General features: G+C 70.5%; 22 protein-coding genes. 10 read left to right on the forward strand and 12 right to left on the reverse strand.

What is annotated here, in order from left to right; all coding sequences use genetic code 11:
- Window positions 1–42: 42 nt before the first annotated feature.
- The 3 genes from ABIE45_RS00315 to ABIE45_RS00325 all read right to left on the reverse strand — a co-directional run bounded on the left by ABIE45_RS00315 (window position 43) and on the right by ABIE45_RS00325 (window position 3,351).
- Window positions 43–1,524, reverse strand: coding sequence for a UdgX family uracil-DNA binding protein (locus tag ABIE45_RS00315; RefSeq protein WP_192709934.1), 1,482 nt, complete (start codon window positions 1,522–1,524; stop codon window positions 43–45).
- On the reverse strand, window positions 1,524–2,735 hold the full coding sequence (locus ABIE45_RS00320; RefSeq protein WP_192709933.1) for a putative DNA modification/repair radical SAM protein: 1,212 nt from the start codon (window positions 2,733–2,735) through the stop codon (window positions 1,524–1,526). The genes ABIE45_RS00315 and ABIE45_RS00320 overlap by 1 nt, the downstream gene beginning before the upstream one ends.
- Before the next feature lie 76 nt (window positions 2,736–2,811).
- Window positions 2,812–3,351, reverse strand: coding sequence for a RecX family transcriptional regulator (locus ABIE45_RS00325; RefSeq protein ID WP_192709962.1), 540 nt, complete (start codon window positions 3,349–3,351; stop codon window positions 2,812–2,814).
- 224 nt (window positions 3,352–3,575) lie between these two features.
- Between ABIE45_RS00325 and ABIE45_RS00330 the strand changes: the two genes are divergently transcribed.
- The 3 genes from ABIE45_RS00330 to grpE all read left to right on the forward strand — a co-directional run bounded on the left by ABIE45_RS00330 (window position 3,576) and on the right by grpE (window position 8,581).
- Window positions 3,576–4,994 (forward strand): TAXI family TRAP transporter solute-binding subunit, encoded by a 1,419-nt coding sequence (locus tag ABIE45_RS00330; protein WP_192709932.1) that lies wholly within the window; start codon window positions 3,576–3,578, stop codon window positions 4,992–4,994.
- A gap of 61 nt (window positions 4,995–5,055) precedes the next feature.
- Window positions 5,056–7,863, forward strand: a complete 2,808-nt coding sequence (locus tag ABIE45_RS00335; protein WP_192709931.1) for a [protein-PII] uridylyltransferase — start codon at window positions 5,056–5,058, stop codon at window positions 7,861–7,863.
- A 103-nt stretch (window positions 7,864–7,966) separates the two neighbouring features.
- Complete coding sequence (gene grpE / locus ABIE45_RS00340) at window positions 7,967–8,581, forward strand: nucleotide exchange factor GrpE (RefSeq protein WP_192709930.1); 615 nt, start codon at window positions 7,967–7,969, stop codon at window positions 8,579–8,581.
- Between the two features lie 32 nt (window positions 8,582–8,613).
- Here grpE and ABIE45_RS00345 read toward each other — a convergent pair whose 3' ends face one another.
- The 3 genes from ABIE45_RS00345 to ABIE45_RS00355 all read right to left on the reverse strand — a co-directional run bounded on the left by ABIE45_RS00345 (window position 8,614) and on the right by ABIE45_RS00355 (window position 10,078).
- On the reverse strand, window positions 8,614–8,991 hold the full coding sequence (locus ABIE45_RS00345) for a hypothetical protein (RefSeq protein ID WP_192709929.1): 378 nt from the start codon (window positions 8,989–8,991) through the stop codon (window positions 8,614–8,616).
- A 179-nt stretch (window positions 8,992–9,170) separates the two neighbouring features.
- Window positions 9,171–9,908, reverse strand: coding sequence for an outer membrane beta-barrel protein (locus ABIE45_RS00350; protein ID WP_192709928.1), 738 nt, complete (start codon window positions 9,906–9,908; stop codon window positions 9,171–9,173).
- 35 nt (window positions 9,909–9,943) lie between these two features.
- Entirely contained in the window at window positions 9,944–10,078 is a 135-nt protein-coding gene (locus ABIE45_RS00355) for a hypothetical protein (protein WP_373622035.1), read from the reverse strand.
- A gap of 473 nt (window positions 10,079–10,551) precedes the next feature.
- Here ABIE45_RS00355 and ABIE45_RS00360 point away from each other — a divergent pair, with 473 nt between their 5' ends.
- Entirely contained in the window at window positions 10,552–11,397 is an 846-nt protein-coding gene (locus ABIE45_RS00360; protein WP_192709927.1) for a DUF6502 family protein, read from the forward strand.
- 11 nt (window positions 11,398–11,408) lie between these two features.
- A complete protein-coding gene (locus tag ABIE45_RS00365) occupies window positions 11,409–12,725 on the forward strand; it encodes a DUF5666 domain-containing protein (RefSeq protein ID WP_192709926.1) in 1,317 nt (438 codons plus the stop codon).
- A 103-nt stretch (window positions 12,726–12,828) separates the two neighbouring features.
- Here ABIE45_RS00365 and ada read toward each other — a convergent pair whose 3' ends face one another.
- Window positions 12,829–13,896: a bifunctional DNA-binding transcriptional regulator/O6-methylguanine-DNA methyltransferase Ada gene (gene ada / locus ABIE45_RS00370; protein ID WP_373622831.1), complete on the reverse strand. Its 1,068-nt coding sequence runs from the start codon at window positions 13,894–13,896 to the stop codon at window positions 12,829–12,831.
- Between the two features lie 184 nt (window positions 13,897–14,080).
- Between ada and ABIE45_RS00375 the strand changes: the two genes are divergently transcribed.
- Window positions 14,081–15,067: a hypothetical protein gene (locus tag ABIE45_RS00375; protein WP_192709924.1), complete on the forward strand. Its 987-nt coding sequence runs from the start codon at window positions 14,081–14,083 to the stop codon at window positions 15,065–15,067.
- 234 nt (window positions 15,068–15,301) lie between these two features.
- On the opposite strand, the gene ABIE45_RS00380 is transcribed toward ABIE45_RS00375, so the two are convergent.
- On the reverse strand, window positions 15,302–16,048 hold the full coding sequence (locus ABIE45_RS00380; protein ID WP_192709923.1) for a YebC/PmpR family DNA-binding transcriptional regulator: 747 nt from the start codon (window positions 16,046–16,048) through the stop codon (window positions 15,302–15,304).
- 195 nt (window positions 16,049–16,243) lie between these two features.
- Here ABIE45_RS00380 and ABIE45_RS00385 point away from each other — a divergent pair, with 195 nt between their 5' ends.
- Together ABIE45_RS00385 and ABIE45_RS00390 are read left to right on the forward strand one after the other, a co-directional pair.
- Window positions 16,244–17,284 (forward strand): SDR family oxidoreductase, encoded by a 1,041-nt coding sequence (locus ABIE45_RS00385; protein ID WP_192709922.1) that lies wholly within the window; start codon window positions 16,244–16,246, stop codon window positions 17,282–17,284.
- A gap of 104 nt (window positions 17,285–17,388) precedes the next feature.
- Window positions 17,389–18,363 carry an MBL fold metallo-hydrolase gene (locus ABIE45_RS00390; protein ID WP_192709921.1) on the forward strand — a complete coding sequence of 325 codons (975 nt, stop codon included), beginning with the start codon at window positions 17,389–17,391 and terminating at the stop codon, window positions 18,361–18,363.
- On the opposite strand, the gene ABIE45_RS00395 is transcribed toward ABIE45_RS00390, so the two are convergent.
- The 4 genes from ABIE45_RS00395 to ABIE45_RS00410 all read right to left on the reverse strand — a co-directional run bounded on the left by ABIE45_RS00395 (window position 18,324) and on the right by ABIE45_RS00410 (window position 21,894).
- Entirely contained in the window at window positions 18,324–19,112 is a 789-nt protein-coding gene (locus ABIE45_RS00395; RefSeq protein WP_192709920.1) for an HAD-IA family hydrolase, read from the reverse strand. The genes ABIE45_RS00390 and ABIE45_RS00395 overlap by 40 nt on opposite strands.
- Window positions 19,106–19,792, reverse strand: coding sequence for a ribulose-phosphate 3-epimerase (rpe, locus tag ABIE45_RS00400; RefSeq protein WP_192709961.1), 687 nt, complete (start codon window positions 19,790–19,792; stop codon window positions 19,106–19,108). Before rpe ends, ABIE45_RS00395 begins: the two co-directional genes overlap by 7 nt.
- 162 nt (window positions 19,793–19,954) lie before the next feature.
- A complete protein-coding gene (locus tag ABIE45_RS00405) occupies window positions 19,955–20,815 on the reverse strand; it encodes a phosphoribulokinase (protein ID WP_192709919.1) in 861 nt (286 codons plus the stop codon).
- Window positions 20,816–20,838: 23 nt separating this feature from the next.
- A complete protein-coding gene (locus tag ABIE45_RS00410) occupies window positions 20,839–21,894 on the reverse strand; it encodes a class 1 fructose-bisphosphatase (protein WP_192709918.1) in 1,056 nt (351 codons plus the stop codon).
- Between the two features lie 182 nt (window positions 21,895–22,076).
- Here ABIE45_RS00410 and ABIE45_RS00415 point away from each other — a divergent pair, with 182 nt between their 5' ends.
- Both ABIE45_RS00415 and ABIE45_RS00420 read left to right on the forward strand, forming a co-directional pair.
- Window positions 22,077–23,024 (forward strand): LysR family transcriptional regulator, encoded by a 948-nt coding sequence (locus ABIE45_RS00415; RefSeq protein WP_192709917.1) that lies wholly within the window; start codon window positions 22,077–22,079, stop codon window positions 23,022–23,024.
- Window positions 23,021–24,259, forward strand: a complete 1,239-nt coding sequence (locus tag ABIE45_RS00420; protein WP_192709916.1) for an FAD-dependent oxidoreductase — start codon at window positions 23,021–23,023, stop codon at window positions 24,257–24,259. Before ABIE45_RS00415 ends, ABIE45_RS00420 begins: the two co-directional genes overlap by 4 nt.

A 24,259-nucleotide genomic window follows, 5' to 3' on the forward strand; every position in this document is an offset into this window, starting at 1 on the left:
CCGCATCGTATCAGCACCGCCGAACAGGCGGCCGGCTCAAGCTCACGCGGCGAGTTCGCGCCCCAGCGCCTCCACCCGGCGCAGGTCATCCACGAAGGCCGCGTAGGCCTCCTCCTTCGCCTCGTCCGGCAGGCGCAGCAGGTAGGACGGGTGTACCGTGATGAAGCCCTGAAAGCGGTTGTCGTGCCGGTCGAACCGGAACGGCCCGCGCGCCCGGGTGATCGGGATTGCCTTGCCGGTCAGCGCCAGCACGGCGGTCGCGCCGAGCGCCACCACGAGCTTCGGAGCGACGAACTCGAGCTCCCGATCCAGCCACCAGCGATAGTGGCTGACTTCGCCGGCCGTCGGCTTCTGATGGATGCGGCGCTTGCCGCGCTCCTCGAATTTGAAGTGCTTGACCGCATTCGTGAGGTAGCTCGCCCCACGGTCGATCCCGGCCTCCGCCATGGCGCGGGAGAGCAGTTGCCCCGCGGGCCCGACGAAGGGGCGGCCCTGCCGATCCTCCTGATCGCCCGGCTGCTCGCCGACGAAGGCGACGGTCGCGCCGACCCGCCCCTCGCCCAGAACCGCTTGGGTGGCGCCCGGCACCAGCGGCTCGGTGCGGCGGATGATGGCGTTCAGCTCGTCGAGGCTCTTGGGATCCTGGTCGGCCATGGCGGCGACGGCGCGGACGGGATCGCGGCGTGTGGGCATGGTCGGCTCCCTCTCGATCATGGCTTCGGTGCGCCCGGCCGCCGCCCGGACCAGAGCGGGGATTGCGGCGGTCTCGGGCATGTTGTGCCAGTACTTCTTGGGCATCTCGGCCCGCATGGCCTTCAGGTTGGTGCGGGCCGGGTTGAAGGTGCTCTCGTAATAGGTCTGCCAGCCGGCCTCGAACCCGTCGCCCTCGGGGAGCTGCGCCCGGTCCCCCGGCGGCCCGAAAGTCAGGGTCTCGGTGTCCCAATGGGCCGAGCCTTCGGGGGTCAGGATCGACCAACGCATGCCGCGGAAGCGGTTGACGAAGAAGGGAGCCGCCGCCTCGAGGATGTGGTGATCCGGCTCGAACCACGCGACGTAATGCTCGCCGCCGCTGTCCTCGGCCCGGCGGAAGCGCAGGAAGGCGTGCATTTTGTGGAGGTCGCGCCCGATCGCCTTGGCCATCCGGTGCAGGCGGTAGACCAGTGGATCGCTGCCCACCTCCATCAGGTGCCGCTCGCCGAGGCAGACGCGCCAGATCAGCGCGTAGAGCAGCCCGTAGCGTTCCGGATCGCGGTGGGGGATCACCTGCGGGATCAGGGCGGCGACGGGTTTGGGCAGGGCAAGCGGCGCGGCGGGGGCATCATCCGCATCGGCACCGAACAGGCCGGGCGCGTCCGACACCGACCACGTCACGGCCTCGGGCGGGACGCCCTGCGCGACGAGTCTGCGGGCGGCTTTGCGGAAGCCGTCGAGATCGGCGCCGGGGCGTAAGGTGATGGCGCGTGGCCGGTGCGCATTCCCTCCCCCCGCAGAGGGGGAAGGGAGGGTCGCGTTTCCGGCCCCCATCAAAACAAACTCAGTTGCTGCGCCGGCTCGACCAATCGCGCGCGCAGGTCGAGCCGGTCGGTCAGCCCGACCGGACGGTGGTCCGCGGCGACGAGAAACGGCCGCGCCCGCTTCAGCCCCGAGGTCAGCCGCGCGACGTCATCCAGGCGCAGGGTCGCGTGGCGGCGCGCCTTGACGATCTTGTCGACCGCCCGCGCGCCGAGCCCCGGAACCCGCAGCAGCCACTCCCGGTCGGCCCGGTTCACGTCCACCGGGAACTTGTCCCGGTGCTTCAGCGCCCAGGCGAGCTTCGGGTCGATGTCGAGGGCGAGCATCCCGCCCTCCGACGCGTCGGCAACTTCGTCAGGGGTGAATTCATAGTACCGCAGCAGCCAATCGGCCTGGTACAACCGGTGCTCGCGCTGGAGCGGCGGCGGCTTCGGCGGCAGGATCGCCGAGCCGTCCGGGATCGGGCTGAAGGCGGAGTAGTAGACCCGCTTCAGGCCGACGCTGCCGTAGAGCAGCGCGCTCTTGCGGATCAGCGCCTCGTCGGTCGTGGCATCCGCCCCGACGATCACTTGCGTCGAGTGTCCGGCCGGCGAGAATCGCCGCTTCTCGGCCTTGGCCTGCACGATGCGCTCGCCGATCTGCGCCATGGCCCCCTGGATCGCGGCACCGTCCTTCTCGGGGGCGAGGCGCTCCAGGCTCGCCTCGGTGGGCAGCTCGACGTTGATCGAGAGCCGATCGGCGTAGAGGCCCGCCTCCTCGATCAGCCAGGGACTCGCCTCCGGGATCGATTTGAGGTGGATGTAGCCGGCGAAACCGTGATCGCGCCGGAGCGACTTCGCCACCCGGGTCAGCAGCTCCATCGTGTGGTCCGGCGACTTGATGATGCCGGAGGAGAGGAACAGACCCTCGATGTAGTTGCGTCGGTAGAAGTTCAGGGTGAGGTTCACGACCTCTTCCACGGTGAACTTCGCCCGCCGGACGTTCGAGGAGCGCCGGTTGACGCAATAGGCGCAGTCGAACAGGCACCAGTTGGTCAGCAGGATCTTGAGCAGCGAGACGCAGCGCCCGTCCGGCGTGTAGGCGTGGCAGATCCCGGCCCCGGTCGTCGAGCCGAGACCGTCCTTGCCGGCGGCCCGTTTCGGCGCGGCCGACGAGGCGCAGGAGGCGTCGTACTTCGCGGCATCGGCCAGGATGCGCAGCTTCTTGGCGAGGGTCTCGTCCATCGAACAGACAATGAACGACGCGGTCGAAGGTGCAAGGCCGTCCGGCGTTTCGCCCCGAGCCGCGATGCCGCACCCGTCACTCCGCCGCGTCCGGCTCGGTGTCGATCTCCATGTCGATCACTTGGCGGGCAAGACCGAAGGCGAACCCGGCCCGCGCCAGCGCGGCGAGATCCCGGTCGCGATACGCCGCCCGCAAGTCCGGCCGGCGATACGGTCCGAGCCGCCGCCGCTTGGCGTAAGCCTGCGCGGCCTGCGTCTCGATCTCCTCCGCCGCTCCGTCCGGCATCGCCTCGCGCTCCGCCTGCATGGCGGCCTCGACCACGTCCCGCGGGACGCCCTTGGCGGCAAGCTTGGCCGAAACGCCCCGGCTCGACGTGCCGCGGCGCCGGAGCGTGGCGAGGCGGGTATCGGTGAAGCGCACATCGTCCACGAGGCCGGCCGAGACCGCCCGCGCCACGGTCGCGGCGATCATCTCGGCGAAAGCGGCCGGATCTTCCCCGCGCAGGCGCGCCCGCTTCTCCACCCGCCGCGCCAGGGTCCGGCGCAGCATCTCGGTGGAGGCGCTATACCGCTCGAGGTAGTGCAGCGCCGCCCGCTCGAGCCATGTCGGACTGATCGGCTTCGGCGGCGGCGCATCGGCCTTGCGGCGTTCTGGCGCGGATCCTGCAACGTTTGAAGGTTTCACCGGTTCTTCACGATCTCGACAGGTTTGCGTTTCATGACTTGGGTATGGAACGCGCGCAACGCGACAGGCTCGGCCATGGTCCGACCCCCCGTCCTTCGCCCGGCCGCTCTCGGGGACCGTGGCGGCGGCGACTTCACGCCGCGGCGACATCTCTGATGCGCCGCGAATGGCTCCTGGTCCTGGTGGCCCTGGGGCTGGCCGCGGTCGCGGCCGCGATCGTCTACCTGTCGCGGCCGAACACGCTGGTGGTCGCGGTCGGCCCTCAGGACGGGCCGGAAGCCGCGCTGATCGAGGCCTATGCCGGGGCCCTCGACCGGGCCCGCGAGGATGTCCGCCTCAAGGTCGTGCGCTATGGCGACGTCCGCGACAGCGCCATGGCCCTTCAGCGGAACAAGGCCGACCTCGCGGTGGTGCGGCCGGACGTCTTCCTGCCCGAGAATGGCCTGACGCTGGCGATCCTCCACGACGAGGCCCTCGTCATCACCGCGCCCGAGGCGGCGGATATCGACGACATCCCGGCGCTCGCCCGCAAGCGCCTCGGCATCGTCGTGCGCCACAGCGCCGACCTGCCCTTCCTCACGAATCTGCTCTCCTTCTACGACCTCGTGCCCGACAACCTGGGCGAGGACGCGCCGGAGGACGGTCACGCCGCCGAGGCGGAAGTCGGCCACGTCGTCGTGGTGCCTCTGAAGGTCGGCGAGGTCACCGCCGCGCTCAACGAGAAGCGCGTCGACGCGGTGGCGGTGATTGCCAGCCCGGCCTCCAAGGTCGCGGGCGCCGTGGTGCGGGCCGTCGAACTCGGCGCGCCGGAGCACAAGGTCGGATTCGTCTCGATCCCCGACGGGGACGCGATCCTGCAGCGCTTCCCGGAACTGCAATCGGTCACCATCCCGGCCGGGACCTTCGGCGGCCGGCCCAAGCGCCCCGACGAGGAGGTCAAGACCGTCGGCGCCTCGTACCGCCTGATGGCGCGCGGCACGGTGAGCCGCGTCGCGGTCGCCTCGGCCACCCAGCACCTGTTCGAGTGGCGCTCGCGCCTCGCCTCCGCGGCCCCGGTGGCCAAGCTGATGAAGGCGCCGGACTTCGACACGACGGTGGCGGCGACCTCCGCGCGCCTGCCAAACCATCCCGGCGCCGTCGACTATTTCGAGCGCGAGCAGCAGACCTTCCTGGACCGCTACGAGGATTACATCTACCTCTTCGCGTTCTTCGGCGGCACGATCGGCTCCGGCTTCGCCTGGATCGGGCAGCGGCTCGCCCGCAAGCGCCGGGAGCGCGTCGATTTCGTCCTCGACCGCCTGCTCGACATCATGCGCGAGGTCCGCGCGGCGACCAGCAGCGCCGAACTCGACGCCATCGCGATCGAGACCGATGGGCTGGTGGCGGACGTGGTCTGCTACGCCCGGGAGCGCAGCATCGACGCCCGCACGGTCAGCGCCCTGATCCTGGCGGTCGACGGAGTCCACGCCGCCATCGCCGACGCGCGGCGGCAGACCGGCGAGGCGGAACCGCCGGCGACCACCCGCAGGCGGACGGCCCGGTTGCTGGCCCTTGATCTGCCGGCTGCGGAATAGTGACCCGCCCCGCGCGGACCGCGGAGGCGCCGCGCCGCATGGCTGGCGGCGTAGGCATATCATGCTAACGGGAGCCATGTTCGATCCCGTCGCCGCCCTCGATACGGTCCTGGAGAACCTCGACCGCGAGGCTCGCGAGCCCACCAAGCTCCGGGCCGCGCTGGTGCCGCAGCTGCGCCGGGTGATCGAGGAGGGCCATCGCGCCGCCGAGGCGCAGCTCCTCGAGGACCGCAATGGGCTGCGTTGCGCCCAGAGCCTCTCGGCGCTCACCGACGCGGTGGTCCGGGCGATCCACGACGCCGTGGTCTGGCGGCTCTATCCGAACGACAACCCCTCCACCGGCGAGCAGCTCGCGGTGGTCGCCACCGGCGGCTACGGCCGGGGCACGATGGCACCGGGCTCGGACATCGATCTGCTGTTCCTGCTGCCCTACAAGCAGACCGCGTGGTCCGAGAGCGTCGTCGAGGGGATGCTCTACGTCCTGTGGGACCTGAAGCTGAAGGTCGGGCACGCCACGCGCTCCGTGGAGGAGTGCCTGCGCGAGGCGCGGGCCGACATGACGATCCGTACCGCCCTCTTGGAGGCGCGGTACCTGTTCGGCACGCGGGTCCTGTACGAGGAGCTGGTGACGCGCTTCGACGCCGAGCTGGTGGTCGGCTCGGCCGCCGAGTTCGTGGACGCGAAGCTGCGCGAGCGTGACCTGCGCGTCTCGAAGGCCGGCTCCTCGCGCTACCTCGTCGAGCCCAACGTCAAGGACGGCAAGGGCGGTCTGCGCGACCTGAACACGCTGTTCTGGATCGCCAAATACACCTACCGGGTGCGCGATCAGATCGAGCTCGTCAGCGCCGGCCTGTTCACGCCGGAGGAATACGCGCTGTTCGAGCGCTGCGACGAGTTCCTGTGGCGGGTCCGCTGCCACATGCATTTCGCGACCAAGCGCGCCGAGGAGCGCCTGTCCTTCGGCCTGCAGCCGCGGATCGCTGAGCGCTTCGGCTATGAGGCGCGCGGCGGCCTGTCGGGCGTCGAGCGCTTCATGAAGGCGTATTTCCGCATCGCCAAGGATGTCGGCGATCTCACCGCGATCGTCTGCGCCGAGCTCGAAGCGCGCCACGCCAAGCGCACGCCGGTGCTCGACCGCTGGATCGGCCGGTTCCGCGACCGGTTCCGCGCCACCGCCATCGAGGCTGAGGATTTCTGGATCGACCACGGCCGGGTGAACCTGCGGGCCGAGGACGCCTTCGAGCGCGATCCCGTCAACCTGATCCGCCTGTTCTGGCTCGCCGACCGGCACAACCTCGCGATCCACCCGGACGCCAAGCGCTTGGCCAACCGGTCGCTCCGGCTGATCAATCCGTCGCTGCGTGGGGACACGGAGGCGAACCGCCTGTTCCTCGACATCCTGACCTCCCGGAACGCCCCGGAGGAGGCCCTGCGCGAGATGAACGAGGCGGGCGTGCTCGGCCGGTTCATCCCGGATTTCGGCCGCATCGTCGCGATGATGCAGTTCAACATGTACCACCACTTCACGGTGGACGAGCACCTGCTGCGCACCGTCGGCGTGCTGGCCGACATCGAGTCGGGCCGGGTCCAGGAGACCTACCCGCTGGTCTCGCGCCTCGTGCACTCGATCCACAACCGCACGGCGCTCTACGTGGCGATCCTGCTGCACGACATCGCCAAGGGCCGGCCGGAGGATCACTCGATCGCCGGCGCCGCCATCGCCGAGAAGCTCTGCCCCCGCTTCGGCCTGAACCAGGCCGAGACCGAAACGGTGTGCTGGCTGGTCGAGCATCACCTGCTGATGTCCATGACAGCGCAGAGCCGCGACCTCTCGGACGCCAAGACGATCGAGCGCTTCGCCGCGAGCGTGCAGAGCCTGGAGCGGCTGAAGCTCCTGACGATCCTGACGGTGGCCGACATCACGGCGGTCGGCCCCGGCGTCTGGACGGCCTGGAAGGGCACGCTGCTCCGCACGCTCTACGACGAGACCGAGGTCTACCTGTCGGGCGGCCATTCCGAGATCGCCCGTACCGACCGGGTGCGCCTCGTCCAGATGAGCCTGCGCGAGCAGCTGCCGGGCTGGGCGTCGGAGGAGTTCGACGCCTACGCGGCCCGCCATGGCCAGGCCTACTGGCTCAAGGTCGACAGCACCCGCCAGCTCAAGAACGCGGTGTTCCTGCGCGACGCACTGGCCGATGGCCGCACCAGCGCGACCGACGTCGCCCTCGACCCCGTACGGGGAGTGACCGAGATCACCGTCTACTCGCCCGACCATCCGCGGCTGCTCGCGATCGTCACCGGAGCCTGCGCGGCTGCCGGCAGCAACATTGTCGACGCGCAGATCTTCACCACCACGGACGGCTTCGCCCTCGACACGATCTTCATCTCCCGCGCCTTTGAGCGCGACGAGGACGAGCTGCGCCGGACCAAGCGCATCACGGCGGCGATCGAGCGGGCGCTGAAGGGCGAGATCAAGATCGCCGACCTGGTCGCCGACAAGCACCCGTCGACCAGCACGCGCGCCAAGACCTTCCCGGTGCCGCCGGACGTGATCATCGACAACGCCCTGTCGAGCCGGGAGACCGTCGTCGAGGTCACGGGCCTCGACCGGCCCGGTCTGCTCTACGAGCTGACCACCGCCTTCGGCCGGCTGTCGCTCAACATCACCTCGGCGCATGTGGCGACCTTCGGCGAGCGGGCGGTCGACGTCTTCTACGTCACCGACCTCACCGGCACCCGGGTGACTCAGCCCGATCGCCAGGCCGCGATCCGCGGCGCCGTGATGGATGTGTTCGCCGGCGACGTCGCCGCCCTCAAGGCGGAGGGGCTGGAGGCCCTGGTTGCCGCCCCGCCCCCCCGCGAGGCGTGAGCGCCGGGTTGATTTCGCCGCCTCCGGGCCAGATATCAGCGCCGGCTCCGATTGCCCCGAACCACCCTGCCCTGACGACTGAAACACGATGACGAGCAACGACATGCCCCAGGATGACCAGCGCCAGACCACGGTCGAAGCCGGTGCCGGCGCGGCCCAGGATACGGCGCCCACAGGTCAGGGCGCCGAGGCGGCCTCCGTCGATCCTGTCGCGGAGGCCCTGGCCCTGCTCACCGCCGAGCGCGACGAGCTGAAGGACCGGATGCTGCGCACGCTTGCCGAGATGGAGAACCTGCGCCGCCGGACCGAGCGCGAGGTCGCGGATGCGCGCGCCTACGCGGTCACGAACTTCGCCCGCGACGTGCTCAACGTCGCCGACAACATCCGCCGCGCCCTCGACAGCGTCCCAGCCGACGCGAAGGCCACGGCCGACGGCGCGCTGAAAGGCCTGATCGACGGGATCGAGCTCACCGAGCGTGATCTCGGCAAGACCCTGGAGCGCCACGGGGTGAAGATTGTCGAGCCGCAGGGCCAGAAGTTCGACCCGAACCGGCATCAGGCCATGTTCGAGGTGCCGAACCCGGAGGTGCCGGCCGGCACCGTCGTCCAGGTTGTGCAGGCCGGCTACGTCATCGGCGAGCGCGTGCTGCGTCCCGCCCTGGTCGGCGTCGCCAAGGGCGGCCCGAAGGCGGCCGCCAACCCGGCCGACGCCGCCTGATCGCGGTCACCTGATCGAAACCGCGGCGCTCCCTACCGGCAGGGCAGCGCCGTGGCGAAGCTCGCGATGAATTGCGCCGTCTGGCGGGTCTGGGCCGGCGCACGCGGATCGCGCGCGACCAGGCCCGCTTCGACCTCAAGGCGCCGGTTGCAGGCACAGCTCGTCAGGACGCCCGAAGCCGGGTCGGTCGAGCAGGCGTCATGATGCGCGCAGGCGAGATCCAGCGCGTCGATCGGCGCATAGCCGGGGCCGCGGTTCCCCGGCCCGCAATAGTTCCCGTAGATCAGGATCGCGCCTCGGCTGGATGCGCTCGGCGGAACGATATCCTGTGCCTGCGCGCCCGCCGCACAGGCTGCGAGTCCAAGGACGAGAACGGCCAACTTGGTGAAGGTCGGGCTGGGAGCGATCACGGCCGATCCTGTCGGAAATGTCTCCTGACACCGCGCGGCGACACCCGTGCGGCATCCGGCCCCGACGACCCGAACCAGCCGTGGACGCGATCGACCGGCCGAAGGATTCGCGGAGCCGAATGCCGGGCATAGCGCCTCACCACAGCCAAGCCGTCAAGGTCCGCCGCAGCTAATATTGACTAGAATCGGTAATTCACCCCAGCCCTGACCAGAGCAAACCCTGAATCCTGTTTGCCGGCACCGTAATACGCTGGAACGCTGGCATTGTAATATGTCGATCCAGTGAAGCCACGACCGAGATGGATGTACAGCGCCTCCACTTTGGCGGAGAGCTTCTCGGTGAAGGCATACTCGATGCCGCCGCCCGCCGCGTAGCCGGTCCGATCGGTTCCGGGCAGGGTGTAAGGATAGGACGCCGCGGAGGACGTGCGGGATCCGCCGCCATACGCGAAACCGCCGGTTCCGTAGACGAGGACGCGGTCGAAGGCGTAGCCGAGGCGGCCACGGACGGTGCCGAAGTAGTCGAGGCTCGGTCGGAGGCTGTAATACGGCGTCGTGCCGAGATAGGCGGCGTCCGCCTTGGCAAAGGACGCCCCCTGGATGTCGGTCTCGAAGCCGAGCACGAAGCCGGAGCCCGGCGTGAACTGGTAGTTGTACCCGATCTGCCCACCACCCGCGAAGCCGCCGGAGCTCTTGCCGCCGGCCACGATGCCGTAGGTCGGGTCGGTGAAGCCGCTGCTGTCCGTGCGGAAGGCGTAGCCGGCATTCAGACCGGCGTAGAACCCTGTCCAGGTGAAGATCGGCAGCGGCGGCGGAGATGGCGGCGGCGCGCGGCGCGGCAGATCCGCGGCCTGCGCACTGAGCGCGAGGCAGCCAGCCGCTGCGCCGAGGAGCGCGGCGCGGAACGATGTCGTCATAGTGGTCTCGTGCGTGGAGCGGCCGAGCCGCGGGGTTACAGGGCCAGCAGGAGCAGGCCGACGACGGTCACGGAGAGGATCAGGCAGAGCGCCAGATCGAGGATCGGGCCCCCGCCACAGCTGGGCACCGGACGCACCCGGTCCCGGCCCGTCCCGGACAGGGCGATCACGACCGGACCCCCCCGTGCCGAACGGAGGTTGCGGCGGTCCGCATGGCCCGCAGGGTCCACGCGGGCGTGACGGTACCCGAGGGTACCGCCGCCCCGTCTGAGGGGGTGACGGGAGCGGCGGCCTGCGGCGCCTTCGGTCCGTTGCCGCGGTGGACCGTATCCGCGACAGCGATCCCGATGGCGGGCAGCGCGAGGGCGGCGAGGACGCAGGCGATGCGTCCGAGCCGCGGCATAGGGTTGGCCTGGCGACTCCGGCGGGTCGACGCAGAGGTGAGCGTGAGAGGCGGCAGCGCGTCGGCGACGGGCCTGCAGGGATCCACCTTCATCGGCACGCTCCTGTTCCGTGGGAAATTTGACCACACACTTCATCTACGTGTGCAAATTTCCCACGTCAATTCGGAAAGCGCATATCGGTGTGCGGATCCGCACGTTGTGGGATTGTCTCCCACGGCGCATGCGCTAACGATGAGCCCATGTCCGAGTCTGCCGATCCCCCGCGCGAGGGCGCCAGTCTGCACGCGCCCTTGGCGCGGCTCCTGCGCCCGCTCGTGCGCCTGCTGGTGGCGCGCGGCATCACCTTCCCGGCGCTCACGGATCTGCTGCGCGAGCTCTACGTGAACGTTGCCGAGTACGATTTTGCCCTCGCCGGCAAGGAGCAGACGGACAGCCGCGTCTCCCTCCTCACCGGCATCCACCGGAAGGAAGTGCGGCGGCTGCGCGGTGCCGGCGCCCCGGTCAGCGCCGTGCCGGCCGTCGTCTCGCGCACGAGCCGCATCATCGCCCGCTGGATCGCCGACCCGGCCTTCACCGATCCGCAGGGTCACCCCCTGCCGCTGCCGCGAACCGCCGAGGGCAGCGCGTCTTCCTTCGAGACCCTGGTCTCGGGCATCACCCGGGACGTGCGGCCGCGTGCCGTCCTCGACGAATGGCTCGACCGCGGCCTCGCCTTCACGGACGCGCAGGACCGGATCGTGCTGGCGGAAGCGGCCTACGTGCCGCGCGGCGACGGCGCGGAGGGACCGCAGCTCTACTATTTCGGCCGCAACCTGCACGACCACATCGCGGCAGCCGTGGCCAATATCGTCGGCGACAGGCCGCGCTTCCTGGAGCGGGCCGTCCACTACGACGGGCTCTCCAAGGACCTCGCGACCAAACTTGAGGCGCGGGCGCGCGAGATCGCCATGGAGGCCCTGCAGCAGGCCAACCGGGAAGCGCACGCCGCCTGCCAGACCGATCCGGGCGGCGATCACCGCTGGAACTTCGGGCTCTACATCTACACGGAGGCCGCAGCGTCGGCGCCCCCCACGGACGGGCGCTGAGGAGCCGGCCGGTGCGATCCTTGCCGAACCGCCGGTTCGTCCTCCGCCTGCTCGCGGGCGCCGCAGCCCTGCACCCGGGTGCCGTCCGCCCGCAGGAGGCCCCACGCGACCAGGGCATCGGCGGCACCGGCATGATGAGGACCGACGAGCCGCGCGACGGCTCGCTGGGGGAAGGCGACCGGGGCATCGGCGGCACCGGCGTGATCGGGACGATCCGCCGCTTCGGCTCGATCATCGTCAACGACCTGCGCATTGCCTACCCGCCCGGGGTCGAGGTCCGGATCGACGGCGAAGCCGGGACGGCGGCCGATCTGAAAATCGGTCATGTCGTCCATGTGGTCGCGCGGCCCGAGGGCGGCAGCCTCGCCACCCGCCGGATCGACGTGACGAGCGAGGTGGTGGGACGGGTCGAGTCGGTCTCGCCGGGACGAATGATCGTGCTCGGGCAGCGGGTCTCCACCGCGGGTCTGACCGGCACCTGGCAGACTGGCGCTCGGGTCGCGGTGAGCGGCCTGCGGCGGCCTGACGGCGTGATCGTCGCCAGCCTGATCGAGCCGCGCACGTCCGGACCGGATCGCGTCGCCGGGCCGGTGCAGCGCGACGCTGGAGGTGCACTCACCATCGGAGCCCTGCGCCTGACGGGCGCGGAGGCGCTGCCGCCGGGCAAACGCGCCCTGGTGACCGGCACCGAAGCGGACGGCGCGCTGCGCGTGACGAACGCCGCGCAGGTCGGGCTGCCGTTTCCGCCAGGCCTGAAGCAGGTCTCCATCGAAGCCTATATCGGCCGGACCGGCACGCGCCTGGATGTCGGCTCGGGCTACGCCGTCGCGGGCCGTCCGAATGTCCAGGTGCCGCGCACGGGGAGCGCGCGGGCCGTGCTGACCGCGACCATCGCGCGGGACGGCGATCTGACTGTCGAGCGGCTGCGGATCGAGAACCGCATCGCGCCCGAACCTCCGCAACCGGATACGCCCCGGTTCGAGCGGGAGCGCGACCGGCTCGACCTGCGCAACCTGCCCGACGAGATGCCCGGCCGGTTCGGCGCCGAGCCCGGCGGTCGGCAGGGCGGTCCGGGCGGCATCGGCGAGCCGCACGCCCCCGCGATCGACACTCGGCCGGGGGGCGCGGTCGTCCCAGGCGCGGGCGGCGCTGATGGATTCAGGGCGCCCCGCGGCGGCTTCGGCGGCGCGCCGCCGTCAGGTCCCGGAGCGTTCCCGGTCGGCCCAGGCGGCTTCGGCGGTCCGCCCGGGGGGCCTGGCCCTGGCCCCGGCGGAGGGGGATTCGGCGGAGCCGGCGGCTTCGGCGGCCCGGGCGGAGGCCGGCGCTAGAAGCACGATCGTCCTTGCGCGCACAGCGAAGCCATCCAGTGTCGCGTCGCGCTTACCGCGGTCGCGTCGCCCAGGCTCGCTGCGCTGCGCGCGATGACGGGCCTCAGCAACTGTCGGTCTCGCGGGCAAGCAGGGCGCGCTTGCGCGCGACGCCCCAGCGATAACCCGACAGGGCTCCGTCCGAGCGGACCACCCGGTGGCAGGGAATCGCGACCGCGATGGGGTTTGCGCCGCAGGCCTGGGCGACGGCCCGCATCGCGGCCGGCGCGCCGATAGCGCGGGCGACCTCGGCGTAGCTCGCCGTCGCGCCGACGGGGATCTTCCTCAGCGCCTCCCAGACTCGCTGCTGGAAGGCGGTGCCGCGGATGTCGAGCGGCAGATCGAGCCCGCCGCCCGGCGCCTCGACGAGGCCGATGACCCGCGCCATCCAGGTCTCGAAGGCCGGATCACCGCCCTCGATCTCCGCCCCCGGGAAGCGATCCTGGAGATCCCGCGCCAGGGCGTCGGGTTCGTCCCCGAGCAGGATCGCGCAGACGCCCGCCTCGGTGGCGGCGACGAGGATCGCCCCGAGGGAGCAGGCGCCGATGCCGAACCGCATGCGGATGCCGGCAGCGCCCTTCCGATAGAGGTCGGGCGCCATGCCGAGGCGCGGGGCGCCCCCGGCATAGAACCGGCTCGCGGTGCTGTAGCCGGCATCGTAGAGTGCCTCCGTCACCGTTTCGGCGCCCGGCAGCCGGGCCGTGAGCGCCGCGGCGCGGCAGGAGGCGGCATAGGCTTTCGGGGTGACGCCCGTGGCGGCCTTGAAGATGCGGTGGAAGTGGAAGGCGCTCAGGCCGGCGACACGGGCGAGTTCCGCGAGCGGCGGCATCGTCTCGGCCGCCTCGATGGCACGGCAGGCCCGGGCCACCGCCTCGGCGCGGCGCTCGGCCAGCCCGACCTCGTTCGGCCGGCAACGCCGGCAGGGCCGGAAGCCGGCGGCCTCCGCTTGCTCACAGGTCGCGTGGAAGCTCACATTCTCCGGCCGCGCCGCCCGGGACGCGCAGCTCGGGCGGCAATACACGCCCGTGGTGCGGACCGCGTACACGAAGGTGCCGTCCGCCCGCCCGTCGCGATCGGTCACGGCGGCCCAGCGGACGGCCTCGGCGGTGTCGATCGGCGGGCGGTTGCTCATGGCGACGGCACTATGCGTCTTGGCGTCGGCGATGGGGAGGGGCATGACGGAACCTGACGGGCCGGAGAGGACGTTCGCGCCACTCTGCCCGCCTGCCACAAGTCCGGCATCCCGCTCCTTGCTGTCGAATCCGCCGTCCGCGGCGGAAGCAGCCTGAGCGGCCGATCAGTCTCACGAGTGCGCCATGGCTTCGAGCACGCCCGACCACATCCATGTCGGCAAGGACGGGTGGCTGTTCCTCAAGACCGGGACCAACGACGTCCTCGGCCAGTACGAGAGGCCGGAGGAGACCACCGAGCTTGTCTGGCAATGGCGGAGTCTCTTGGCGACCCGCGAGCGGCGGCTGCGAGCCATGGGCCTCCTGTACCGGCACGTGGTCGCGCCGGAGAAGCTGATGATCTACGATCACCGGCTCGACGGCATCACGATCCGACCGACCGCATCGCCGGCCTACCGGCTGCTCAACAGCGAGCCGCCGCTGGCCAGTCGTCGTGGGCCTCTCGGCCTCTATACCGCGTGGCGTCGGCGGAAGCGCTGGCGCGAGACCTGCATCGATCTGGTGACACCGATGCGCGCTCAGCGCGATCTGTGCGACCTCTATTGCCGGACCGATACCCACTGGTCTCCCGACGGCTGCTACCTCGCCTACGCGGAGATCTGCAGGGCGCTGGGGGCCGAGCCCCGGGTCGATCTCCGGGACCGGCCCTCCTTCGAGTCCGATCACGATGGCGACCTCGGGAGCGCGTTCGATCCGCCCCGCCGGGCGCGCTCACGCACCGTCCTGATGCAGCAGGACGCAGTGCGGACCTATGGCAGCCCGATCGTCGAGGCCCGGGAGAAGGCCGGCCTCCTGCACACCCTGCATGTCGGCGCGCATGTGGTCTACGGCAACGCCAAGGCGACCGACCCGCGCCGCTTGGCGCTGTTCGGCGATTCCTTTTCGCACGTCATGCCGTACATGCTGACGATCATGCTGGCCGAGACGTTCCGCGAGGTGCACTTCATCTGGAGCACCTCGCTCGATTGGCCGTATATCGAGCGCGTCAGGCCCGACATCGTGCTGACTGAAGTGGCCGAGCGCTTCATGGTCCAGCTGCCCGACGACACCTTCTCGGTGGAACGCTACGCGCAGGACCGCTTCGGCACCGAACTCGCGGCCGCGGGTGCCTGAGCGCCGGACGTAAGCTTCACGAACGTCTCGCGTCCCGGCGCGGGAGCCCGGTCATTCCGGGACTGAACAGCAGGTGCGGAATCCAGATCCACGCCGTGGTCCAGCCTGGCTCCGTCGGCGGCTCTGGATTGCCCGCTTCCGGCATACCCCATCGGGTCCGGGCTCGCCTGCGGCGCTCCGGAATGACCGTGCGTTCGCTTTACGGGCGGCGAGACCCGGGAGAGCGAACGCCTCTTACGCCTGAAGCTTCGCCACCAGCGCGTCCGACAGGGCGAAGTTGACGTAGACGTTCTGGACGTCGTCCTGGTCCTCGATCACCTCGACGAGGCGGATCAGCTTCTCGCCGGTCTCGTCGTCCACATCGATCGTGTTCTGTGCCTTCCAGATCAGGCCGGTGCGGCTCGGCTCGCCGAAACGGGCCTCCAGCGCCTTGGCGACCTCGCCGTAGGAATCCTGGGCGCAAATCACCTCGTGCCCGTCCTCACCGGAGCTGACATCGTCGGCGCCGGCGTCGATCGCGGCCTCCAGCATCGTGTCGGCATCGGCCACAGCGGCCGGGTAGGCGATCACGCCGACGCGGTCGAACATGAAGGCGACGGCCCCGGTCTCGGCCAGGCTCCCGCCAGACTTGGTGAAGGCCGAGCGCACGTCCGAGGCGGTGCGATTGCGGTTGTCGGTCTGCGCCTCGACGATCAGCGCGGCCCCGCCCGGCCCGTAGCCCTCGTAGCGGATGTCCTCGTAATTCTCGCCGTCGGCGCCGGCGGCCTTCTTGATGGCGCGCTCGATATTGTCCTTGGGCATATTCTCGGCGCGGGCCGCCAGGATCGCCGCCCGCAGCCGCGGGTTCATCGCCGGGTCGGGCGTGCCGAGCTTGGCCGCCACGGTGATCTCGCGGGCGAGCTTGCCGAACACCTTCGAGCGGACCGCGTCCACCCGGCCCTTCCGGTGCATGATGTTCTTGAACTGCGAATGGCCTGCCATGACGGTTCAGACTTTTGTTCGTTGGCGAGGGCGGGCGTCCGGGACCCCGCCGTCGCGGCTGTGAGGTCGCCGCGTTATAGGCCGCTGCCTTCCGGCGAAGCAACGCGGCCGCTCACGGAGGCGGCATCGGATTGCAGCGGAAAGATTGCCGCGTCCGGGCGTTGCCGCAGGGATTCTCGCGCAGCTGGATGTTGGATGTCGGGTCGTAACGGACGCAACACGGTCATGGTGGCGGGCGCGAGCGCCGGTGTCGGCCGGGCCGTCGCGCACGAATTTGCCCGGCATGGCTGGAATGTCGGGCTGATCGCCCGGGGCAAGGCTGGGCTTCGGGGTACGATCCGGGACGTCGAGCAGGCCGGTGGCCGGGCCCTGGCCTTCGCGGCCGACGTCGCCGACGCGGATGCCGTCGCGCAGGCCGCCGACGCGCTGGCGGAGCGGTTCGGCGGCATCGATGTCTGGGTCAACAACGCGATGGTGACGGTCTACGCGCCCGTGCAGGAGACGAGCCCAGAGGAGTTCCGCCGCGCCACCGAGGTCACCTATCTCGGCCAGGTCCACGGCACGCTGGCGGCGCTCCGCCACATGGTGCCGCGCGACCGGGGCACGATCGTCCATATCGGCTCGGCGCTGGCCTACCGGTCGATCCCGCTCCAGGCGAGCTACTGCGCCGCCAAGGCCGCCGTGCGCGGCTTCGTCGACTCCCTGCGCAGCGAGCTGCTCCACGACGGCAGCCGCGTGCGCCTGACGATGGTGCAGCTGCCGGCGGTGAACACGCCGCAGTTCGACTGGGCGCGCTCGCGGCTGCCGCGCAAGCTCGAGCCGGTGCCGCCGATCTACCAGCCCGAGGCGATCGCCCGGCACGTCTTCCGGGCGGCCCACGACGCGCCGCGGGAATTGTGGATCGGCGCCTCGGCCTGGAAGGCGATCATCGGAAACATGCTGATCCCGGGTTGGATCGACGGCTACCTTGCCCGGCACGGCTATCGCGGGGAGATGACCAGCGTGAAGGCCCAGACGAACCGCCCCGACAACCTCTACGGCCCGGTTGACACCGATCCCGGTGCGCATGGCCGCTTCGACGCCCGTGCGACCAACCACGTCACCGCGGCCGACCCGCGCTGGCTCAAGTTCGGGATCGCGGCGGCGCTCGGCGTGGTGGCGGGCACGATGCTGTTCGCCACCGAGGCGCACGGGCGGACCGAAGGTCGCTCGGATCGGCGGCTGAGCCGACGCTAGCGCACCGGTTCTGCAGCACCTTCGCGTAACAACGTGAACGCAAAGGCCTTACAGAGCGCGCATCGTTGCACCTCACTCGGCGGTGCGTGTTTCGGGAGGTTCTGATGTCGCTATCGACCCGTCGCGACCTCATGCGGGGTGCTCTCGCCGGCGGTGCCGCCCTCGGGCTCGGCGGGCCCGTGCGCGCCGGCGCACCCCTCGGCGGGCCACAGGCGCCGGGCTTCTACCGGACCCGTCTCGGCGCCTACGAGATCACGATCCTCAATGACGGGGCGCGCAGCTTCCCGATGCCGGACCGCTTCGTCCGCAACGTTCCCCGGGACGAGGCGCTCGGCGCCGCCCAGGCCGCCTACATGCCGCCCGGCCAGGTCGTGGTGCCGTTCAACCCGACGCTGATCAACACCGGCACGAAGCTGATTCTGATCGATACCGGCAACGGTCCGGTGCAGGGCGCGCCCGTCGGCCGCCTCACGGCGAACCTCGCGGCCGCCGGGATCAAGCCCGAGGACATCGACCTCGTGCTGCTCTCGCATCTCCATCCCGATCATACGAACGGCCTCAAGACGGCGGATGGCAGCCTCGCCTTCCCCAAGGCCGAGATCCGGGCCGCCGCGCCCGACTGGTCGTTCTGGATGAACGACGACAACATGGCTCGCGCCGCCGACCCGGTGACGCAGGGCTACTTTGCCAACACCCGCCGGGTGCTCGGTGATCTGAGGGACCGGATCGGCACCTTTGCGTGGGACGAGGAGGTCGCCCCCGGGATCACGGCGCTCGCCGCGCCCGGCCACACGCCGGGCCACACCGCCTTCGCAGTCGCCTCAGGGCCGGACCGGCTGCTGATCCAGTCCGACGTGACCAACATCCCGGCCTTCTTCCTGCAGCACCCGGACTGGCACGTGATGTACGATTACGATGCCGACCAGGCGCAGGCGACGCGCCATCGCTTCTACGACATGGCCGCGGCCGAGAAGGCTCTCGTGGTGGGCTACCATTTCCCCTTTCCGTCGCTCGGCCATGTCGAGCGGGACGGGCCGGGCTACCGGCTGGTGCCTGTCGCCTGGACCGGCGCGCTCTGACCGTCCTGGGTCTCGTGCCATCGGACCAAGCCCGCGAGATCCACGACCCCACCCGGCCATGCGACCCCCGCGATATGCCGGTGCGGCCGATCCGGCTCGCCGAGATCCGAGACCGCCGAGAAGGCGCCGTCGAGGCGGTGACTGTCGGTGTAGCGGCTCCGTGTCGCCAGGACTGGGAGCCCGGCAGCCCGGGCCGAGCTGATGCCGGCGGCGGAATCCTCGAAGGCCACGGCCTCCGAGGCCGCGACGTTCAAGCCGGCGAGCGCCAGGAGGAACACGTCCGGGGCGGGCTTCTTGCGCTTCGCCTCGTCGCCGGCCGCGATCACGTCGAAGGGCGCAGCGTCCGGCGGGAAGTTGGCGGCGAGAAGCCGGTCGACGTTCGGCCGGCTGGTCGTCGTGGCCACCGCGAGCCGGATGCCCGCCGCCCGGGCCTCGGCGATGAGCCGGGCGATCCCGGGGCGCAGCGGCAGGCCGATCTCCGCGACGAGAGCGCCGTAGGCAACGGTCTTGCGGGCGTGGATCTCGGGGGACAGCCCGCGGAGCGCCTTGGCTTCGGGCGCGTGCTGCATGTCGATGTAGTGGGCGAGCCGCTCCTTGCCGCCCATCACGGTGAGAAGGTCGGCGTAGAGCGCCTCGTCCCAATGCCAGGGCAAGCCGAGTTCCGCGAAGGCGCGGTTGAAGGCCTGCCGATGCAGGTCCTCGGTCTCGGCGAGGGTGCCGTCGACGTCGAAGATGAGGGCCTTCAGCACGACAGGTCGCGGCCGGAGGCGCCCTCCGCGCCCTCGCGGATCGCCGCGATGCGCTCGGCGTAGGCGTCCGGGCCGCCCGAGAAGACGGCGTTGCCGGCCACGAAGGTGTCGGCTCCCGCGCGGCTCGCCGCCTTCACGGTCTCCGCATCGATGCCGCCGTCGACCTGGATGCGGATGTCCCGGCCCGCCACCATCGCCCGCACCCGCGCCACCGATTCCATCGCGCTCTTGATGAAGCTCTGGCCGCCGAAGCCGGGATTGACGGTCATCACCAGCACGAGATCCACGAGGTCAAGCACCGGCTCGACCAGGGCGGCCGGCGTACCGGGATTGATCGCCACCCCGGCGCGCTTGCCGAGGTCGCGGATGGTCTGGAGCGAGCGGTGGATGTGCGGCCCGGCCTCGGCATGGACCGTGATGCCGTCGGCGCCGGCCTGCGCGAAGGCCGCGAGGTACGGGTCCGCCGGGGCGATCATCAGGTGCACGTCGAAGTACTTCTGCGTGTGCGGCCGGAGCGCCTTCACCACCGGCGGCCCGAAGGTGATGTTGGGCACGAAGTGGCCATCCATCACGTCGAGGTGGACCCAGTCGGCCCCGGCCGCATCGATGGCGCGGGTTTCGTCGGCGAGCTTCGAGAAGTCGGCCGAGAGGATGGACGGGGCTATGACGGGAGGAAGCATCACGAGTCTTTCAGCAACGGTCGGTCTCAGATGACGGTCGGCGAAGAGGCCGATCAACTCTGGCCCTCATCCTGAGGTGCCGCGGAGCGGCGTTCCGGCACCTCAGGATGAGGGTCTGGGTTGGATCAACGTTCCAGGTGGTTCCACGGTGTGCCTCCTCCATCACGCCAGCCGTCGGCGGCGCTCGACGAGCTGCATGATCATCGGCGTCAGGATCAGCTGCATCGCAAGATCGAGCTTGCCGCCAGGGATCACGATGGAGTTGGCCCGGCTCATGAAGCTGTCGTGGATCATGGAGACGAGATATGAGAAATCGATTCCCTTCGGGTCCTTGAAGCGGATGACCACCATCGACTCGTCGGCGGTGGGGATCCAGCGGGCGATGAACGGGTTCGAGGTGTCGACCGTCGGCACCCGCTGGAAGTTGATGTCGGTGAACGAGAATTGCGGGCAGATGGTCTGCACGTAATCGGGCATGCGCCGCAGGATCACGTCGGTGACCGCCTCGGTGGAGTAGCCGCGGAATGAGCGGTCGCGGTGCAGCTTCTGGATCCACTCCAGGTTGATCACCGGCACCACGCCAATCTTCAAGTCGGCGTAGCGGGCGATGTCGACGTCCTGATCGGCGACGCAGCCGTGCAGCCCCTCGTAGAACAGCAGGTCGGAATCCGGCGGGAACGCCTCCCATTCCGAGAAGCTGCCCTCGGGGATGCCGTAGGCCAGCGCGTCATGGGCGTCGTGGGCGTAGTGGCGGGTGCGGCCTGTGCCGGATTCGGCGTAGCTGCGGAACACGGCCTCCAGCTCCGGCAGCAGGTTCGCCCGCGGCGCGAAGTGCGACAACGTCGGCTCCCGTGCCATCATCGCCCGCATCGTATCCCGGTCGAAGGCGTGGAAGCCGTCGCCCTCGATGAACACCGCCCGCACGTCCTCCCGGCGGAAGATCTGCTCGAAGGTGTTGCGCACCGAGGTGGTGCCGGCCCCGGAGGAGCCGGTCACCGAGATGATGGGGTGCCGCGCCGACATGCTTTTACGACTTCACGGTGCGGCTATGACCGCATCAGGCCGCGCTGGCCGAACAGCGGCGAGCGGCCGGCATCGGGCTTGCCGCCGGCATAGTAGGTGGCGACGCACGCCACCTCCTCGGTCGAGCCGCAGACCAGCGGCGCGCGCTCGTGGATGCCGGTGGCCACGATGTCGAGGATGCGGGTCTGGCCATCGGTGGCGGCGCCCCCGGCCTGCTCGACCAGCATCGCCACGGGCGCGACCTCGTAGAGCAGCCGTAGGCGGCCGCGGGCGTAGTTCTTCCGGGCATCGCCCGGATAGAGGAACACGCCGCCGCGGGTCAGCACGCGCTGGATGTCGGCCACCAGCGAGGCAAGCCAGCGCATGTTGTAGTCCTTGTCGCGCGGACCCTCGGTGCCACGCTGGCAATCCTCGATATAGGCCTTCACCGGGGCGTCCCAGTGCCGGGCGTTCGAGGCGTTGATCGCGAATTCCTTGGTCGAGGCCGGCACCGACATGGCCGGGCTCGTCAGCTTGAACCGGCCCTCCGCGCGGTCGAGCACGTAGGACTGGGTGCCCTCGCCCAGCGTCAGGATCAGCGCCGTGGCCGGGCCGTAGGTGACGAAGCCGGCGGCGATCTGCGTCGAGCCGGGCGTCGTGAACGAGGCCAGAGGATTCGCCGGATCCTTGATCGACGGCCGAATGCCGAAGATCATGCCGACGGCCATGTTCACGCCGATGTTGGAGGAGCCGTCGAGGGGATCGATGGCGACGGCCAGCGGCGCGTCCGGATCGAGCCGCATCACCTCCTCGGCCTCCTCGGAGGCGACCTCGGCGACCGGAGCGCCCCGCAGCGCCGCGGTCACGCTCTCGTGCGCGATGACGTCGAGGGCCTTCTGGACGTCGCCGTCGCTGTTGTGATCGCCCGCGGCCGCGAGATCGCCGCCGAGGGCGCCGCGCCCGATCCGCTCGCTGATCTCCACAGCGGACCGCGCCACGGCCGCGATCACCGCGGCGGCGTCCTTCAGCGCCGGATTGGCGTCCACGGCCTGCGCCAGGCAGGTCTCGAGGGGCGTCCCGATCGCCGCTGAAATTGCCATCGGCCTACTCCTCCTGCTCGGATCCCATCCGTCGGGATCGCGCGTTCCGCGCCGGCTCTGTAGCGGCCGCTTGGCTGCCAAGATAGCGGTCTCTGTCTCCGGATCGACAGGAACCCGCGGCGGGGCCTTCAAGATTTCTGTGCGATCTTGTGCCATACGACGAAAAAAACGAGATGTCCGCCATGCGCAATCTGTCCCTCAAGCAGCTCCAGGCGGTCGCTGCGGTGGCCCGCCTCGGCACCATGACGCGGGCTGCGCAGGAGCTGAACGTCACATCGGCCGCGCTCTACGCGCGCATCCGGCAGCTGGAGGAGGAGGCCGGGCTGCTGCTGTTCGACCGGACGCCCGGCGGCCTCAAGCCGACCGATGCCGGCCGCGAGATGCTCTGGGCGATCGACAGCATCAACACCGTGCTGGAGACCTGCACCGACCGGCTGCGCACGCTCCGGGGTGCCGAGGGCGGGCGCGTGGCTCTGGGCGTCGTCTCGACCGCCAAGTACTTCGCCCCGCAGGTGATTGCCGGCTTCGTCAAGAAGCACCCCGGCGTCGAGATCAGCCTGTCGGTGCGCAATCGCGGCCAGACCGTCGAGGCCCTGCGCGGTTACGAGATCGACTTTGCCCTGATGGGCCGCCCGCCCCGGGATTTCCCGATCGAGGCCGCCACCTTCGGGCCGCACCCGATCGTGCTCATCGCGCCGCCCGGCCATCCGCTGGCGGGCAAGATTGGCCTGAACCGCGAGGATCTGGCCGACCAGCCGTTCTTCCTGCGCGAGGAGGGGTCGGGCACCCGCATGGTGTTCGAGGAATTCATGGCCGGCGTGCTGGTGAAGCGGGCGCCCCTCGACATCGACACCGGCTCGAACGAGACCATCAAGCAGGCGGTGATGGCCGGTCTCGGCATCGCACTGCTCTCGGTGCACTCGGTGGCGGCCGAGCTGGAGAGCGGCCGCCTCGTCCTCCTCGACGTGAAGGGCCTGCCGATCCGGCGCGACTGGTACGCGGTCCGCCGCGCCGACAAGGTGCTGGGCCCGGCGGCCTCGGCGGTCTGGTCCTTCCTGATGGCGGAGGGCGCGCGCAGCCTGCCCGGCGTCGCGCAGAGCGGCCTAGCCCAGGCGGGGGCCAGGGCATGAACGCGGGAATCGTCGTTGCCGGCGCGGGCCAGGCCGGCTTCCAGCTCGCCGCCTCCCTGCGCGAAAGCGGGTTCAAGGACCCGATCACCCTGGTGGGCGACGAGCCTGCCCTCCCCTACCAGCGGCCGCCCTTGTCGAAGGCCTATCTCGCCGGCAAGACCGACCAGGAGGGTCTGTTCCTGCGCCCGCCCGGCTTCTTCGCCGAGCATGCGATCACGCACCGGCCGGGGCTGCGCGCCGTCGCGATCGATCGGGCGGAACGCCGCCTGCAGCTCTCGGACGGCGACAGCCTGCCCTACGACCACCTCGTGCTCGCCACCGGTGCCCGCAATCGGCCGCTGCCCGTCCCGGGCGCCGATCTGGAGGGCGTGCGCCAGCTGCGCGGCCTCGCGGATGCCGACTCGCTGAAGGCGGGTATCGCGGCGGCCCGGGCTGTCGTGGTGGTGGGCGCCGGCTTCATCGGGCTCGAATTTGCCGCCGTCGCGGCCGCGCGCGGCCTCTCCGTCACGGTGATCGAGGCGGCCGAACGTCCGATGGCGCGGGCCGTCTCGGCGGAGATGGGAGACTTCTTCCGCGGCGCCCAGGAGGCTCTTGGCGTCCGCTTCGCGTTCGGGGCGGGCGTGACGGCGATCCTCGGGCGAGACGGCCGCGCCACCGGCGTGGCCCTGGCGGACGGCCGGGAATTGCCCGCCGACCTGATCCTCGTCGGGATCGGCGTGCTGCCGAACGGGGATCTCGCGGCGGAAGCGGGCCTGCCGGCCGAAAACGGCGTGCAGGTCGACGCGTTCCTGGGCACGCCCGATCCGGCGATCTCGGCGATCGGCGATTGCGCCCGGTTCCCGACGCCCTTCGCCCGCAGGCTCACCGCGGACGACACGGTGCGGATCGAATCCGTGCAGAACGCCATCGACCAGGGTCGTTGCCTGGCGGCCCGGCTCGTCGGCAAGCCTGCGGCCTACGGCGCGCTACCCTGGTTCTGGAGCGATCAGGGTCCGCACAAGCTTCAGATCGCCGGCCTGTCGGGACCCGGAGACGACAGCGTGGTTCGCGGCTCCGGCAACGCCTTCTCGATCTTCCGCTTCCGCGACGGGCGCTTGAGCGCCGTGGAATCCGTCGACCGGGCGGGCGACCACATGATCGCCCGGCGCCTGCTCGCCGCGGGGACGCCGCTCACCCCCGATCAGGCGGCCGATCCGGGTTTCGACCTCAAGGCCCTGGCGCTGCAGCGGCCCTGA

The sequence above is a fragment of the Methylobacterium sp. OAE515 genome (genome assembly GCF_041806315.1).
Classification (GTDB): Bacteria; Pseudomonadota; Alphaproteobacteria; order Rhizobiales; family Beijerinckiaceae; genus Methylobacterium; species Methylobacterium tardum.